A 14,414-nucleotide genomic window follows, 5' to 3' on the forward strand; every position below is an offset into this window, starting at 1 on the left:
CGCGCGGGCGGCGGGCCAGGCGGGGCGGCCGGTGCGGTCGACCCGGCGCGCGTTGTGCGCGGCCCGGCCGCCGTCCAGGCTGAGGCCGACCCGGATCCCGGCCGCGGCGAGCCGGTCGAGGGTGGGTTCGGTGAGCCGGGTGCCGTTCGTCTGCACTGTGGCGGTGACCTGGCAGGTCGCGGGCACCGCGTCCCGTACGGTTCGGGCGTACGCGAGGACGGGGGCGGGGCCGCCGAGGAGGGGTTCGCCACCGTGCAGCTCGATCCGGATGCCCGTCAGGTGATGCTCCCGGACGTGCTCGGCGATGCGCTCCGCGGTCCGCAGCATGGTGGGCTCGGCCACCCGGGCCGGGCGGTCGTGCCAACTGCCGTCCGCTCCCTGGTAGATGTAGCAGTAGGAGCAGTTCAGGTTGCAGCGGCTGTGCACCTTCAGCACGAACTGCCGGAAGGGCGTGGGGCGGTGGGCCGCCGTGTCGAGGACGGCGTGCGGCCAGCGGGGGTGTTCGGCGCGGCCACCCGTCATGGGGCGTCTTCGTAGTGGGCCACGACGGTGGTTTCCCCCGCCCGGCTGCGGAGTTCGGAGAGGATGGCGGCGAGAACCGGGTGGTCCGTGTGCTCCGGGAGCGGGATCTCGGGCAGGGGTATGCCGCTTTCGTCCACGGGGGCGGTCACTCGTCGGCCGTTTCGGATTCCAGGCGGGCGATGCGGGTGCGGAGTGCTTCTGCCCGGCCTGCGTCGCCGGCGAGGCGGAGGGCTTCGTGGTATTCGCTCAGGGCCCGGTCGGGGGCGTCGAGCTGCTCGAAGACCTCGGCTCGGTGCTCACGGGCGGCTGACGCCAGGTCCACGTCTTCGGCGTCCAGGGCGCTGTGGACCGCGCTCAGGTAGTACTCGGCTGCGCGGTGCAGGTGACTGACGTTGCCGGTCCGGGCCGAGAGCTCCGCCGCGATACGGCCTCGTTGCAGCCAGCCGTGTACCGCGACATCCGGAGTGTCCGCTTCCCGGACGGCTTCGCCCAGTGTCCAGTCGGCCTCGTAGAGGTCGGCGAGTACCTGACCGGCCTCATAGCGCAAGGAGTAGGCGAAGCCCAGGTCGATCCTCCGGACCGGCAGCCCGGCATCCCCCTCGGGCGTCTCGTCGACCGCGTCCCGCAGAACCCGTACCGCCGCGTCGATGTCGCCCTCGCGGGCCAGCATCAGCCACCGCGCGACCAGTGCGGTTCCGTACTCGGCCAGCACACCGGCCCGCCGCACGTCGTCCTCGTCCAGCAGGGGTACTGCTTCCTGCCAGGCGGCGACGGACCGATCGATGTCGACGTCTCGGTCCGCTTCGGCGTGACGTCTGCGGTACGTACGGGCCGCCCACGCGTGACATTCGAACCGCAGGTCGACGTTGTCGCCCGCGGCCAGCAGCGCCTGGTCCACGGCCTGCAGGATCAGCCGGCGCTCCCGGCCGTCCTCCCGCGGCGGCTGGAAGATCTCGATGGCCGACGCCATGTCCAGCCAGGCACGGCAGCGCTCCTCGTCCGGCAGGGCTTCCGGGGAACGGACGGCGGCCATGAAGTCGTCGGCGGCCCCACTGGCCAGTGTCCCGGCCCGGTCCTCGTCGGCCTCGTCCAGTACGTGCTCGACCACACCCTTCCCCACGTACTGCTGGGCGAGGGCGAGGCGCAGCTGTCCCCGCTCCATGTGCCCGCGCTCGGGGTCCGGGAACTCCAGCCGTACACCGGCGGCCTCGATCGCTCGCGCCATGTGCCTGGTGTACCAGGCGTGCGGCCCGTCGGCCCCGAACACGGCGGGCAGTTCAGCGCCTGTTTCGGCCAGCGCACTACGGACGACGGCCAGCGTCTCGGCCGCGACCCCGCGCCGGTCCGTGGCCTCCTGAGCCGTCGAGGTGTCGTCCAGCGCGTCGGTGAGTTCTGTGTCGGCCCGGCGGACCAGCTCGTAGAAGGCCCAGTGTGTGAACGGGCGGTCGGCGCCGGCTCGTTCCAGGGCCTCGCGGCGCACCTCCTCGGGCAGTTCCCCGGCGTCACCGAGGTCGAGGGCCCAGAACGAATAGATCAGCCCCCGCAGCAGGCTGCCCCGACCGGTCGCCGCCCGCTGAGCCGCCGTGAGCGCGTCCCGCAGATCCTCGACGACCCGCCGCACCCGCCATCGGGCCAGCAGCGCGTCGGCCAGCTCCTCGGCGGCGCGGTCGCGTCCCCTGGTCGTGCGCGCGTAGGACAGGGCCTCTTCGAAGTACCCCACCGCGGCGTCGAGTTCGCGGGTGAGGCCCTCCCGCTCGTATCGCTCGAACGCGGCCCGCCCCTTGCCGACCAGTTCGTCCGAGTCCATCGGCGGCAGAGGCGACGAAGGAAGCCGCTGTCCCAGGTCCCGCAGCACCTCCGCCGACACCTCGGCGAACGCCCGCAGGCCCGCGGGTTCCCTCTCCTCCGGGCCGGGCAACGGCCCCGCTTCCGTGGGCGGCTCCACCGCCCCCCGCAGGAACGCGCCCGCCAGCGCCGGGAAGTTCCGCGCGCTGCGTCCGAACCGCCGTTCCACATACTCCGAGCAGTGCTTGAACAGCAGCTCGACCTCGTCGACGGCGAGCCGCGCGCGCAGTTCCGCGGCCACTCCCGGCAGGAAGTCGTACCGTACGGCCCGCGGATCGTCCGCGTCCTCACGGCGTCTGAGCAACCCGCTCAGCAACACCTCGGAGAGCACGTCGGGCCCCGTCCCGGCGAGCATCGCGTACTGGACGAGCTGCATCACCGGCAGATACAGCGGCACCGCGGACAGGTACACGGCCAGCCGCCGGGCCTCCTGGGACGCGGGGCGCCAGAAGGCGCGCACCCGCTCCTCGCCGGTGATGTCCTCCGTGGCGCGCACCGGCGCGCTGGAGGCCGCGTGGTCGGCGCGGACCCAGCCCGCGGCGGCGGACAGGGACTGGCCGGTGGAGCCCGCGATCAGCCGGGCCCAGCCCTCCACCGAGTGCCGTCGCAGCGCGAGCACGGGCACGGGCAGCGCGCCCCGCTCGGCCCTCCCGCGCTCCGGTGTGAACTCCAGCGTGCCGGCGGGCCCTTCGCGCCGGTGCAGCATCCCGCGCCGGGCGGGCAGATGCGTACGCAGCCACATGCGCTGCGGCAGCGGCTGTACGACGGCGACCGGCGCGACGGACGCCCAGCGGGACAGCAGCCGTTGCATCCGGCCGCTGCGCCACATGGGTCCGGCGCAGTCGCTGAGGACGAGCGTCAGGCGCCGTCCGGTGGGATCGGTGAGCTGTTCGGGGGCGTGCAGCGGTCCGCTGCGCTCGGGTGTGGCGGTGCAGCCCGGCAGCCCGTCCGCAGCCTCGTGCAGATACCGCACCTGTACCTCGCGGAAGGCCCCGGCGCGCTCGCAGACCTGGCGCAACTCCTCCAGTGCCTGCTGCCAGACGACCGTGGAGGTGGAGACGTCCATAAGGAGCAGCAGCCGTGCCTCGCGGCGCCGTTCGGTGCGCAGGACGGGCAGCACGAGCCCGGACTCGGCGGTCCGCTGGGCGGTGGCCCGCTCGTCGAGGGTGCGAGGCACGGAGCGGACGGGCGGACGGTAGCGCTGGAGGGGGCGTAACCCTCGTTGCAGCGCGAGAGGTTCGGGCAGTGCCGGTGCGGCGGGCACCCGCACGGGCATCATCCGGGCGGCGGGTCCCTCGCCGCCCGCCCCGGGCGCGAACAGCCGTGCGCTGTCGGGCTCTTCGGCCTCGCCTTCCGCTTCGCCTTCCACTTGGCCGCGGATGGACGGCAGCCGCGCCCGCAAGGTGCCGCTCCCGTCGCTGTCACCCGGTCGCGGAACGGAGCTCGGCGGGCCCGACGAGGGCTCCGCGGAGGTCTCGGCCGGCGCGGGCAGCCAGCGGGCCAGCCACAGCGCGTCCGCCAGCTCCTCGACGCCGGGCGGGATGTCCGCCTCGCGCATGCGCGCGACCAGCGCCACGAGCTCAGGGCTCGCACCGTCGGTCGATGCGCTGTCGGGAGCCTGGGAGGTCATCCGGCTACCTGGGCCCGCGGTCCAGGGGCTGCATCAGCAGCTCCGAGATCTCCTCGCGCCGGTCGGAGGCGTCCCTGGCGGCGTGCTGCGCGAGGAAGATGGCGTTGAGCAGCTGGTCGGTGGGGCGCAGCGCCCCGTCGGCCTCGGCCTCCGTGAACTGGTCGACGATGTCGCGGTTGTCCTCGTACGAGCCGTCGCCGAAGTGCGCCTGCACCAGCGCGGCGAGGCGCTCGTCGCGCGGCGCCTTGAGATCGAGGGGGATACAGCGGCGCAGGAGCGGTGCCGGGAACTCGCGTTCACGGTTGCTGGTCATGACGACGAACGGGAAGGCCCGGCAGCGGACCTGTCCGTCGGTGACCTCGACGCGCCGCCCGTCGTCGGTGAGCACCTTCACGGTGCGCTGCCCGGGCCGGTCGGCGATCCGCTCCAGCTCCGGAATGGCGAAGCGGCCTTCCTCCAGGACGTTCAGGAGGTCGTTGGGCAGGTCGATGTCGCTCTTGTCCATCTCGTCGATGAGCAGGACCCGCGGCCGGTCGGAGGCGATCAGCGCGGTGCCGAGCGGTCCGAGCCTGATGTAGCGGCCGATGTCCTCGGAGACCTGTCCGTCGGGCTGCCCGGATGCCGGGGTCGGCGGGGCCGACGGGGCGGCCGCGGCCTCCGGGGTCGACGGGGCGGGGTGCGTGGCACGGTCGAGTTGCGCGTCCTGGAGGCGGCCGATGGCGTCGTACGTGTACAGCCCGTCCCTGAGTTCGCTGCGGCTGACGATCGGCCAGTCCAGGACCCGGCCGAGGCCGAGTTCGTACGCGATGGAGTGGGCGAGCGTCGACTTGCCCACGCCCGGTTCGCCGGTGACGAGGAGCGGGCGCCTCAAGTAGAGGGCGGCGTTGATGAGTTCCAGGGTGCCGGGGTCCTGGATGGGCAGCGGGATGGTGCGCGCGCCCAGCCTGCGGTGCGTCGACGAGTCGAAGGGCGGTACGTCGTAGGGCACCACGGGGGCGTCGAAGGCGCGCCAGGGCGGAGGGTCGGGCAGCCGCAGGATCTTGTCCGGATCCGGCCCCCCGGTTCCCTCGTAGATGAACCACTCGCTCATGGTGTGCTCCTCGTCGACGGTCGGTGGTCATCCACGTCCTGGCCGACGGGGGCGTCGTGCGCCCACAACGGGCCCCTGAAAACGTACCCGCCACAGGCCTGCCACACGATCGTTTCCGGCCAAGCCTCGAAGGCGTGTGTCGTGACGTGTGGCGTGAGATCGGCGGCGGAGCGCGTGACGTGCACAGCGGCGCGCGTGGCGTTCATGGCGGGGCGCGTGGCGTTCACAGCGGGGCGTCCACGGGTTCGGTCTCCTCCGCCGGCAGCGGGCGACGTGGGTCGTCGTACAGCAGGGCCAGGGGTTCCGCCCAGCGGCGGTCGGCACGACGCTCGCTGATCTCCTGCCGTATGTGCCGCAGACGGTCGGGAAGTTCGGCGACGGAGCCGAGTGTGCCGAGGAGTTCCTGCGCCTTCGCGTGAAGCGTGTCGCAGGACTCCGGACAGACGCGGGTCGCGTGCCCGTCGATGTGCCACAGCGCCACGCCGTGACCGCTTTCCAGGGCGAGTTTCATCGCCGCACGACCGGGGCCGGACCCGGCCGGGCGGCACATGACCGGGACCCGGTCGCACGCGGCCTCCTGATATCTGCGGGCGCTCTGGCTCACACCGCGCTCGGGGGTGCGCCAGCCGCTGAACCGGCGCTCCGCGGTCATCGCCTGCCAGCGGTCGGCCCAGAGTTTGTCCGGTTCTCCCCGGCGCGCGAGGGAGCGCAGCACGACCCTGCGGCGCGCTCCCACGTGCCCGGCATCGTCCAGTTCGGCGATGTCGTCGAACCGCCAGCGGTGCACGGCGGTGTCGAAGTACTCGGCGGGCAGGGCGACTTCGAGGGGCACGGGGTGGCCTTCCCGGTCCTTCGCGCGGAACAGCGTGCCGAGCGGCGTACGCAGGGCCTGTACGAGTTCGCCGGGCAGGTGACCCTGGATCGAGCTGTCCGCCGCGTACAGTTCGGGCTCGTTCACGCCGTCGCCGCAGTCGAGCCAGATCTGCCAGAAGAAGCGGGTGGGCTTCGAGCCGATCACGGGGTCGAGGAGGACGGCTGTCGTCGGCCCTTCCCCGGGGCCGGGGTAGGGGATCACGATGCGTTGCGAGGCGTCTTCGGGGCAGGGCAGCAGCAGGGCCTCGGGGAGGCGGACGTCCCTGACGAAGTCGTGCATGGCGCGGCGCGGGTCCCGGCGCAGCCGCTTCTTGATCCAGTTGCCGAGCGACGCGGGATCGCCGCCCCGGGAGCGCAGGTACTCCTCGACGTACCGCAGGTACCGCAGGAAGGCGAGTGAGTCGAGCGGCTGTGCTCCCTCGTAGAGCAGCCCGTGACCGTCGCGCCAGTTCACCAGCTCGGGCGTCTCGCCCGCCCATCTGTGACCGCTTCTCGCCCTGACCGCGAGGAACTCCACGGTTGGCGCGTCGGGCGGCGGAGGAAGCGCGGCGAGCAGGCCCAGCGCCTCCCGGCGGTCGGCCGGACCCCAGTCCTCTCCGCCGGGGGCGGCGCCGGTCTGCAGGTCTACCCAGTTGTCGCCGCCCCCTGAGACCGGCTCCTCGCCGTGCCATCGATCGTGGGCCGCCATGACCGTGCGGTAGAGGTCGCCGAAGCGGCGCAGCGCGGATATCGCCACCGCCATCCCCCCGTCCTGCTGGGTGCGGCGCGACTTGGTCAGCCCGACCACGGCTCCGGTGGCGGGGTCGAGCAGCGGCCCGCCCGAGACGCCGTGGGGGAAGGCGACATCGGGCTTGAAGATCAGTCCGTAGGTGTCGTCGTGCCCGTTGATCTCGGCCGCCACGTCCCACCGCACGGCCTGGCGCGGGTTCTGCGGCGGTTCGGGGCGGTAGCCGTACACCTGGAGGGCGCCCGAGTGCCGTACGGCCCGGTCGGCGAGCCAGACGCACTCGTGCTCGTAGGCGTCGGCGTCCCCGGCCAGGCGCACCAGGGCGAGGTCTTCCTCCGGCGGTACGGGACGCCTGCGCGGGTCGGTGATCAGCCAGCGCTCCAGGTGTGCCTCGGCATCGACGACCTCGCCGCGCACCCTGAAGACGACGCCCTGATCCGCCGCGAGGTGTGGGCGCAGCACATGAGCGGCGGTCAGTACCCAGCCGGGCGCGACGAAGAATCCGCTGCCCCACATCGGCGGATTGTCACCCTCGGCGGGCAGGAGGTGGACGGTGGCGGCCTTGGCGAGCGCGTGCAGACGAGGGTTCCGCTCAGCCATGCGCGACCGGGGTCCCGTCGGCAGCGGCCGCGTCGCTTTCCGCCGTGGTGCCGGTCGCCTGGGGTGCCGCCGCCTGCTGTGCCGCCGGCTGGGGTGTCACCGCCTGCTGTGCCGCCGCCGGCTGCGCGCCGTTCTGATGCGGCTGCTTGTCGAACTGCCACGTGAGCGTGACCTGCACGGATGCCTTGGCCTCACCCCGGGCGAGTACGGCGACCGCCAGGCCCTCCTTGGCCGTGAGCTCCACCCCGAAGGTGATGGCGGCCTCGGTGGGCCCGACCGCGCGGGCGGCGTCGAGGACGGTGGTACCGACGCCCTTGATCAGCTCCTGGAGCTGTTCGACCTTGGCCCGGGCGGCATCGGTGAAGCCGACGTCCTCCTGGTCCCCTCCGTAGCTGTCCGGCGTACCGACACGGGCGGTGACCACCATGCCGGGCTGCAGTTCGATCTCCTGGATATGACTCATGCCGCTCCCCCGTCGCCCCCATGCCCCATCCGCGCCCCCGTGCAACTGGCCACGCTAGGAGCCCACTTGAACTGCGACGAGGCTAATACTCCCGTTGGTTGCACGCGACCCCACCAAGCGGCACGAATCAGGCATGCGCGGCCCGGGCCTACCCTGGGGGCGTAGGCCCGTGGGTTCGTCCCGTCCGCATCAGGAGCAAGAGTTGTACTTCACCGACCGTGGCATCGAGGAACTGGAGAAGCGGCGCGGCGAGGAGGAGATCACCTTCGAGTGGCTCGCCGAGCAGTTCCGTACGTTCGTCGATCTCAATCCGGACTTCGAGGTGCCGGTGGAGCGGCTTGCGACGTGGTTGGCACGGCTGGACGACGAGGACGACGAGTAGTCGCGAGTAGCTGCGATCAGCCGCGAGTAGCCGCTGGCTGCGGACAGCAGCGAGGTCGAGCAGGGGCCAGGGCTCGGGATCTGCCGGGGCTTGTCCGTTCGGCCGCAGTCGATGCGGCCCACGCCAGGGCACTTTGCGCCCATTTTGAGCTCATTTGCCCCCTGCGAGGTCACCGGTACGGGTGTCTTGACTTTCCGCGACCGCGATATATCGTGAATAGTGGAACACGCGATATGGCGCGACCGTCCGGTGGTGCCTGTCGCGCCGTTCCGCCGTATATCGCCGCCTCTCGCAGTACCCCACCACGCCCGTCCGGCCGAGGAGGTCGCACCATGTCCGAGTGGTCCGTCGCAGAGCCGAGGAAGCTCACGTTCGACGACCCCGTGACGGCGCTCCACGTGCGAATCGTCAACGGAACGGTGAACGTCGTGGGGGTCGACGAGGGTTCCACTCGCCTGGAGGTGACCGAGATAGAGGGCCCGCCCCTCGTGGTGACCCAGGCCGACGGCACCCTCACGGTGGCGTACGAGGATCTGCCGTGGAAGGGCTTCCTCAAATGGCTCGACCGCAAGAGCTGGCGCCGCAGCGCGGTGGTCTCCCTGGCGGTTCCGGCTGGTACGCGCGTGGAGGTGGGCGTGGTCGGCGCCTCCGCCGTGGTCTCCGGGGTGGACGGTCGCGCGGACATCAAGTGCGTCACGGGTGACACGACACTGGTCGGATTGTCGGGCCCCGTCCGGGCCACGACCGTTTCCGGGAACGTGGAGGCGCAGGCCGTCGCCGGCGACCTGCGGCTGAACTCCGTCTCCGGCGATCTGACCGTCATGGACGGCTCCTGCCCGACCGTGAAGGCCGACTCGGTGAGCGGCTCGATCATCCTCGACATCGACTCCGCGAGCAGCCCCACAGACGTCAGCCTCACCAGCATCTCCGGCGAGATCGCCATCCGGCTCCCCCATCCCGCGGACGCCGAGGTCGAGGCCAACACCGCGAGCGGCACCGTCTCCAGCGCCTTCGACGACCTCCGGGTCGGCGGCCAGTGGGGCGCCCACAAGATCACCGGCCGCCTGGGCGCCGGCACCGGGCGATTGAAAGCGACGACGGTCTCGGGCTCGATCGCCTTGCTGCGCAGGCCTCCTGCGGAAGACGAACCATGGGATGCGGAGCCCGCGACGCATGGGGCAGGAGTGCATCCGCCAGAAGCGGAAAGCAGTCCGGCCGACAGCCCGACCGACACCCCCACCGACATCCCGACCGACAAGAAGGGGCTCTGACATGCCTCCTGTCTTTGCCCATGGACGACTGCGGCTCTACCTGCTGAAGCTGCTGGACGAAGCCCCGCGCCACGGGTACGAGGTGATCCGGCTCCTGGAGGAGCGCTTCCAGGGGCTGTACGCGCCCTCGGCCGGCACCGTGTACCCGCGCCTGGCCAAGCTGGAGGCCGAGGGCCTGGTCACGCACACGACCGAGGGCGGCCGCAAGGTGTACGCGATCACGGACGCGGGCCGGGCCGAACTGGCCGACCGCAGCGGTGAGCTGGCCGACCTGGAGCTGGAGATCCGCGAGTCGGTGGCGGAGCTCGCCGCCGAGATCCGAGCCGATGTGCGGGGCGCGGCGGGTGATCTGCGCCGGGAGATGCGGGTCGCGGCGAGCGAGGCGCGCCGTCGTCCCACGGGCAACGGCGCCAAGGGATGGCAGGGCGAGCAGGAGGGCGCCCCCACGGACTCCACGGAGTACGGGGAAAAAGAGGCGTGGCACGCCGCGAAGGAGGAGATGCGCCGCGTCAAGCAGGAGTGGAAGGAGCAGGCCCGGCGCGCCAAGGACGAGAGCCGACGGGCCCGCGACGAGGCCCAACGGGCGCGCCGCCAGGCCAAGGAGGCGCAGGACCGAGCGCAGGCCCAGGCCCAGGAGGAGTTCCAGCGCGTCGCCAAGCGCGTCCAGGAACAGGTGCAGGACCACTTCGCGCGAGGCGACTGGCCCACGGGCGTGCGCGAGGGCCTCACCGAACTCGCCAAGGAATTCGGCGAGTTCGGCAAGGGGTTCGGGAAGGACTTCGGGAAGGGCTTCGGCTTCGGGGCTCCGGAGACACCACAGGCTCCGGAGCCCGACTACACGGCGACCCCCGAGGACTTCCCCGCCGAGTACGAGCCCGCCTGGGCACACGACGACTCGACGGGTGACCCCGCACGCGACCTCGACCGGCTCCTGGACCGCTTCCGTGACGACATCCGCGACGCGGCCCGCGACCACGGGGTGACGGAGGAGCAGTTGCGCGACGCCCGCCGCCACCTCTCGACGGCGGCGGCACACATAGGGGCGGTACTGCGGACGCCCAAGTCCTGACCGGGGAGCCGCCCGCTGTGGGTGCGGGACCCCCGGAGGCCTCCAGGGCTTCCGGGGGGCACCGCCCCTCAGCTCGCCTTCGCCTCGCCGCCGCCGTAGAGCACGCGCCGCAGTGACGCGTACGTCACCCCGTGGTCGGCCAGCACCTCCGCGGGGACACCAGGGCGGGCGGTGAGGGCGAGGAGCAGGTGCTCGTCGCCGATGTGCCGGTCATGCTGGGCGAGCGCGATGCGCAGTGACTCCGTGAGAAGGTCCTTGGCGCCGCGAGTGAAGGGCCGGTGTCCGCCGAGGAACCCGGACCACCACCCCTTGCCGCGCCCCTTGGCCTTCCCTTCGGACTCCAAGGCCCCTACGCCATGGGCCTCCTCGATCCTGGACACGATCTCCGAGAGGTCGAGGCCGAGACCGGACAGCGCGTCCGCGTCGGCGCGCGACAGCCCACCCCGGCGCCGCGCCTGGGCGAGGGCTTCCGTCACCGACTCCTTGTGACGGTCGAGTCCCAGGGAGGCCAGGGCGAACGACGCGCGGCTGCCCTCACGGTCGAGCAGGGACAGCAGCAGGTGCTGCTCCTCGACCGTCTCCGCACCCATCCGCTCGGAGTGGCCGACCGCGCCCAGCACCACCGCGCGGGCGTCCTTGGTGAACCGTTCGAACATCACTGCCTCCCGTACTTCTTGTGGACGGCCTGCCGGCTGACACCCAGTTCCGCGGCGATCTCCTGCCACGACCAACCCTGATTGCGCGCGCTGCGCACCTGCACCGCTTCGAGCTGCTCCAGCAGCCGTCGCAAGGCTGAGACGGCCCGCAGCCCGATCCGCGGATCGCGGTCGCCCGCGCGCTCGGCGAGATCCGTTGCTTCGGTCATGACGTCAACTTACATTGACACACTCTCTAATGTCAACCACAGTTGACATCAAAGGGTGTGCGCGACACAGCGATCAAAGGGGCGTCAGGACGGTGCCAGTACGGCTCAGTACGGCGTCAGGACGACGTCAGGACGATCTTCCCGAACAGGCCACCCGACTCCATCCGCTCGAAGCCCTCGCGGGCTCGGTCCAGCGGAAGAACTTCGTCGATGACAGGGCGCACACCGGTGGCGGCACAGAAGGACAACAGGTCCTCCAGCTCGTCCTTCGTCCCCATCGTGGAGCCGACGACCTTGAGTTCGAGGAAGAAGATGCGGGTCAGTTCGGCGTGCGCGGGCTGGTTTCCACTCGTGGCGCCCGAGATGACCAGGGTGCCGCCCGGCTTGAGGGACTTGATCGAGTGGGACCAGGTGGCGGCGCCGACCGTCTCGATGACGGCGTCCACGCGCTGCGGCAGCCGGGCACCGGACTCCAGCGCCTCCACGGCGCCCAGGTCCATGGCGCGCTTGCGCTTCGCCTCGTCGCGGCTGGTGGCGAAGACCCGCAGCCCCGCGGCCTTCCCCAGCACGATCGCGGCCGTGGCCACACCGCCCCCGGCGCCCTGGACCAGCACCGAGTCACCGGGGCGTACGCCCGCGTTGGTGAAGAGCATGCGGTACGCGGTCAGCCAGGCGGTGGGCAGACAGGCGGCCTCCTCGAAGGAGAGCTCCTTCGGCTTCGGCAGCACGTTCCACACGGGTACGGAGACCTGCTCCGCGAACGTCCCCTGGTACCGCTCGGTGAGGATGGAACGCGGCTCCTTCGGCCCGACGCCGTGTCCTGTCTGTCCGATCACGGAGTGCAGGACGACCTCGTTGCCCTCCTCGTCGATCCCGGCGGCGTCGCAGCCCAGGATCATCGGCAACTTGTCCTCCGCGAGGCCCACGCCGCGCAGCGACCAAAGGTCATGGTGGTTCAGGGAGGCGGCCTTGACCTTCACGGTCGTCCAGCCGGGCCGGCCCTCGGGAGCGGGCCGCTCACCCAACTCCAGGCCGTTCAACGGCTGATCACGGTCAATACGAGCAGCGTAGGCAGCGAACATGCCCCGACCCTAGGCTCCACCAGGCCGCCCACGGAACCAGTCACCCCTGTGACACGCGCCCCTTGAGGGGCGCGGGGCTGTGACATGTGCGGCTCCGCCGCGCGGGCGCGACCAGCCACGACCGGCCCGCAGCCGAGACACGACCGATGTCGGGGCCTGGGGGGGCGCAGCCCCCGTTTCGGGAAGGGGTGGGCTTGGGGAAAGACCCCACGCCCACCCCCGACCTCAGCGTCGAGCAACGCCCTCGGCACGAGCCGCCGCAGCCACCGCCGCGGTGACCGCCGGAGCAACCCGCTCATCGAACGGCGAGGGAATCACATAGTCCGCCGCCAGATCGTCACCCACGACCGCGGCCAACGCATCCGCCGCCGCGATCTTCATCCCCTCGGTGATCCGGGACGCCCGCACCTGCAGCGCCCCGGCGAAGATCCCGGGGAACGCCAGCACGTTGTTGATCTGGTTCGGGTAGTCCGACCGCCCGGTGGCGACGACAGCCGCGTACTTGTGGGCGACATCGGGATGCACTTCGGGGTTCGGGTTGGCCATGGCGAACACGAACGCCCCTTCGGCCATGGAAGCCACGGCCGGCTCCGGGACCGTGCCGCCGGAGACCCCGATGAACACATCGGCGCCCGCCAGCGCGGCCTCCAGCGACCCCGACAGCCCCGCCTTGTTGGTCAGTTCGGCGAGCTCCCGCTTCACCGGCGTGAGATCGTCCCGATCGGTGGACACGACACCCTTGCGGTCCGCGACCGCGACGTCCCCGATCCCCGCCTCGAGCAGGAACTTGGCGATGGCGACCCCGGCCGCTCCCGCACCCGAGATCACGGCGCGCAGGTCACCCAGCGTCCGCCCGGTCAGCCGCGCGGCGTTGCGCAGCGCGGCCAGCGTGACGACAGCGGTGCCGTGCTGGTCGTCGTGGAAGACGGGAATGTCCAGCCGCTCCTGCAAGCGCCGCTCGATCTCGAAGCACCGGGGCGCCGAGATGTCCTCGAGGTTGACCCCGCCGAAGGAAGGCGCGAACCGCACCACGGTCTCGACGATCTCGTCGACGTCCGTGCAACTCAGGGCGATCGGCACGGCGTCGACTCCGCCGAACTGCTTGAACAGGATCGCCTTGCCCTCCATCACCGGGAGGGAGGCCTCGGGACCGATGTCCCCGAGCCCCAGAACCGCCGTTCCGTCCGTCACGACGGCGACGACCGACGACTTCCACGTGTAGTCGTGGACCAGCTCCGGCTGCTCGGCGATGGCGCTGCACACCTTCGCGACGCCGGGCGTGTACGCGAGGGACAGATCGTCCTTGTCACGGACGGGCACGGTGGCCTGCACGGCCATCTTCCCGCCGCGGTGCAGCGCGAACGCGGGATCGAAGGAGAGCGAGTCGACCGACTCGGCCGAACCGCTGGAACTGGACGGCTCCACGTCGCCTTCAGGGCCCGTACTGCTGTCGCTGCGAGGATTGAAGATCTCCGCTGCCACTTTGTTTAACCCCTTAAGTCTTTAATGGTTGAGGGTGTCCACTCCTGGTGAGGGGTGGGCGGGCACCGCATATGTCCCTGATGGCTGTTACGTACGGGTACGTACGGGCGCATATGCGACAGGCGCGCCGCACACGCGCCCTGAGCCCCGGATGAGGGGTGTAAAGAACCTTCTTACCGGACGGACGGCATCGCCGACGAGTCCATAACACGAAGGTCACATGTCGGTGTCGTGATTCGCCATCGAATGTCCGGACGTGTCTCGACAACCAGCAGGGCGCCGCGAGCGCGAAGTTGCAGCTGCTCGCGTCCCAAGATGAACCGAAGATCTTCCGGCTGGAAGTAAAAAATACCGCACAAGATCCGGCCAAGTTGACCGAGTCGGAACGGTTCGAGGGTCGCCCGTTATCCGATTTTGACACAGTCGACCCCCTGAGGGACTGAGTCCGAATGGCAAGATGCCGTCATCACACAAGGTCGCGACACCCGATGGCGTGTGCTCGTCGACCCATCG

The 14,414-nt window shown here is 71.1% G+C and carries 13 protein-coding genes; 3 read left to right on the forward strand and 10 right to left on the reverse strand.

Going from position 1 to position 14,414, the window contains the following annotated elements; all coding sequences use genetic code 11:
• From FGD71_RS44145 to FGD71_RS44165, 6 genes are all read right to left on the reverse strand, one after another.
• Nucleotides 1-522, reverse strand: a 522-nt coding sequence (locus tag FGD71_RS44145) for a radical SAM protein (protein WP_119106248.1), incomplete at its 3' end; no start/stop codon positions are given.
• Entirely contained in the window at nucleotides 519-671 is a 153-nt protein-coding gene (locus tag FGD71_RS47810) for a hypothetical protein (RefSeq protein ID WP_162931399.1), read from the reverse strand. The genes FGD71_RS44145 and FGD71_RS47810, both read right to left, overlap by 4 nt.
• Nucleotides 668-3,997, reverse strand: a complete 3,330-nt coding sequence (locus FGD71_RS44150; RefSeq protein ID WP_119106249.1) for an SAV_2336 N-terminal domain-related protein — start codon at nucleotides 3,995-3,997, stop codon at nucleotides 668-670. The genes FGD71_RS47810 and FGD71_RS44150 overlap by 4 nt, the downstream gene beginning before the upstream one ends.
• A 4-nt stretch (nucleotides 3,998-4,001) precedes the next feature.
• A complete protein-coding gene (locus FGD71_RS44155; protein WP_119106250.1) occupies nucleotides 4,002-5,087 on the reverse strand; it encodes an AAA family ATPase in 1,086 nt (361 codons plus the stop codon).
• A 223-nt stretch (nucleotides 5,088-5,310) separates the two neighbouring features.
• Nucleotides 5,311-7,287: a VMAP-C domain-containing protein gene (locus FGD71_RS44160; protein WP_119106252.1), complete on the reverse strand. Its 1,977-nt coding sequence runs from the start codon at nucleotides 7,285-7,287 to the stop codon at nucleotides 5,311-5,313.
• The gene (locus FGD71_RS44165) at nucleotides 7,280-7,750 is read right to left on the reverse strand and encodes a CU044_2847 family protein (protein WP_119106253.1); all 471 of its coding nucleotides are present in this window, start codon (nucleotides 7,748-7,750) and stop codon (nucleotides 7,280-7,282) included. Before FGD71_RS44165 ends, FGD71_RS44160 begins: the two co-directional genes overlap by 8 nt.
• A 202-nt stretch (nucleotides 7,751-7,952) precedes the next feature.
• Between FGD71_RS44165 and FGD71_RS44170 the strand changes: the two genes are divergently transcribed.
• From FGD71_RS44170 to FGD71_RS44180, 3 genes are all read left to right on the forward strand, one after another.
• Entirely contained in the window at nucleotides 7,953-8,132 is a 180-nt protein-coding gene (locus tag FGD71_RS44170; RefSeq protein WP_086565146.1) for a DUF6104 family protein, read from the forward strand.
• Nucleotides 8,133-8,464: 332 nt separating this feature from the next.
• The gene (locus FGD71_RS44175; protein WP_162931400.1) at nucleotides 8,465-9,403 is read left to right on the forward strand and encodes a DUF4097 family beta strand repeat-containing protein; all 939 of its coding nucleotides are present in this window, start codon (nucleotides 8,465-8,467) and stop codon (nucleotides 9,401-9,403) included.
• Between the two features lies 1 nt (nucleotide 9,404).
• Nucleotides 9,405-10,472, forward strand: coding sequence for a PadR family transcriptional regulator (locus FGD71_RS44180; RefSeq protein WP_119106255.1), 1,068 nt, complete (start codon nucleotides 9,405-9,407; stop codon nucleotides 10,470-10,472).
• 68 nt (nucleotides 10,473-10,540) lie between these two features.
• On the opposite strand, the gene FGD71_RS44185 is transcribed toward FGD71_RS44180, so the two are convergent.
• From FGD71_RS44185 to FGD71_RS44200, 4 genes are all read right to left on the reverse strand, one after another.
• On the reverse strand, nucleotides 10,541-11,128 hold the full coding sequence (locus FGD71_RS44185; RefSeq protein ID WP_119106256.1) for a Clp protease N-terminal domain-containing protein: 588 nt from the start codon (nucleotides 11,126-11,128) through the stop codon (nucleotides 10,541-10,543).
• Nucleotides 11,128-11,337 carry a helix-turn-helix domain-containing protein gene (locus FGD71_RS44190; protein WP_010984411.1) on the reverse strand — a complete coding sequence of 70 codons (210 nt, stop codon included), beginning with the start codon at nucleotides 11,335-11,337 and terminating at the stop codon, nucleotides 11,128-11,130. The genes FGD71_RS44185 and FGD71_RS44190 overlap by 1 nt, the downstream gene beginning before the upstream one ends.
• 116 nt (nucleotides 11,338-11,453) lie before the next feature.
• Nucleotides 11,454-12,419 (reverse strand): zinc-binding dehydrogenase, encoded by a 966-nt coding sequence (locus tag FGD71_RS44195; protein ID WP_119106257.1) that lies wholly within the window; start codon nucleotides 12,417-12,419, stop codon nucleotides 11,454-11,456.
• A gap of 225 nt (nucleotides 12,420-12,644) precedes the next feature.
• Nucleotides 12,645-13,901, reverse strand: a complete 1,257-nt coding sequence (locus tag FGD71_RS44200) for an NAD(P)-dependent malic enzyme (protein WP_119106258.1) — start codon at nucleotides 13,899-13,901, stop codon at nucleotides 12,645-12,647.
• Between the last annotated feature and the right edge of the window lie 513 nt (nucleotides 13,902-14,414).

This window comes from Streptomyces sporangiiformans, from assembly GCF_005768555.2.
GTDB lineage: Bacteria > Actinomycetota > Actinomycetes > Streptomycetales > Streptomycetaceae > Streptomyces > Streptomyces sporangiiformans.

Excerpts from the sequence above, each read along its gene's own strand:
- FGD71_RS44155 (WP_119106250.1), bottom strand. The coding sequence starts at position 5,087 with ATGAGCGAGTGGTTCATCTACGAGGGAACCGGGGGGCCGGATCCGGAC.
- FGD71_RS44175 (WP_162931400.1), top strand. The coding sequence starts at position 8,465 with ATGTCCGAGTGGTCCGTCGCAGAGCCGAGGAAGCTCACGTTCGACGAC.
- FGD71_RS44190 (WP_010984411.1), bottom strand. The coding sequence starts at position 11,337 with ATGACCGAAGCAACGGATCTCGCCGAGCGCGCGGGCGACCGCGATCCG.
- FGD71_RS44165 (WP_119106253.1), bottom strand. The coding sequence starts at position 7,750 with ATGAGTCATATCCAGGAGATCGAACTGCAGCCCGGCATGGTGGTCACC.
- FGD71_RS44150 (WP_119106249.1), bottom strand. The coding sequence starts at position 3,997 with ATGACCTCCCAGGCTCCCGACAGCGCATCGACCGACGGTGCGAGCCCT.
- FGD71_RS44185 (WP_119106256.1), bottom strand. The coding sequence starts at position 11,128 with ATGTTCGAACGGTTCACCAAGGACGCCCGCGCGGTGGTGCTGGGCGCG.
- FGD71_RS44195 (WP_119106257.1), bottom strand. The coding sequence starts at position 12,419 with ATGTTCGCTGCCTACGCTGCTCGTATTGACCGTGATCAGCCGTTGAAC.
- FGD71_RS44180 (WP_119106255.1), top strand. The coding sequence starts at position 9,405 with ATGCCTCCTGTCTTTGCCCATGGACGACTGCGGCTCTACCTGCTGAAG.
- FGD71_RS44160 (WP_119106252.1), bottom strand. The coding sequence starts at position 7,287 with ATGGCTGAGCGGAACCCTCGTCTGCACGCGCTCGCCAAGGCCGCCACC.